The following is a 587-nucleotide window of genomic DNA, read 5'->3' as shown; positions in this document are numbered from 1 at the left end:
CGCTCTCTTCCTGCTATAAACGCCTACATAGTGGGGTTTATAGAACTGTTTGAAATTATCTTCGATAACTTCAAATGTGACATACTAATTCTGAACTGGTACCATAAAATGCGTAATAAAAAAAAGGCTCTATATCAGTACTTGATACGATACGTGCGTATTAGGTATTTTTAGCATTACGCACTTTTTTAGCCATTTTTTTAACAAAAAACACCCTCTAACTTAATAGAGAGTGTTACTTTTTAGTATTAAATTCTAGAATTACTTACTAAAAATTGATGATAATATTTCAGCGGTTTGACCGCCATCTTTTACTTCGCTAATAATTCTTTTGTTAATTTCTTGTTGTTTTATTTTCGATTGTGCTGCTAGTAATGCTTCTTCAAAATCATTTAAACTACGACGTAGTTTGGTTAAATCTTCTTCTTTAGTAAGTACAAGATCTTGTTTCTCTTCGTCATAGATTACCTGACCAAAATCTATTTTTTCCGTATCAATTTTATCAGTGACTCTTTCGATTTTTGTTTGAATGTCTTTTAAATTTGAATTAGATAGTGCCATAATATCCTCCTGCTTATTTATCTTGT

1 protein-coding gene is annotated in these 587 nt (G+C 30.5%); it reads right to left on the bottom strand.

Going from position 1 to position 587, the window contains the following annotated elements:
* Nucleotides 1-261: 261 nt before the first annotated feature.
* A partial coding sequence (locus A33Q_RS11110; protein WP_009036515.1) for a hypothetical protein occupies nucleotides 262-587 on the bottom strand: 326 nt, incomplete at its 5' end.

The sequence above is a fragment of the Indibacter alkaliphilus LW1 genome (assembly GCF_000295935.2).
Classification (GTDB): Bacteria; Bacteroidota; Bacteroidia; order Cytophagales; family Cyclobacteriaceae; genus Indibacter; species Indibacter alkaliphilus.
Note: the sequence above shows the minus strand (reverse complement) of the source record. Positions and strands in the feature narration are given on the sequence as shown.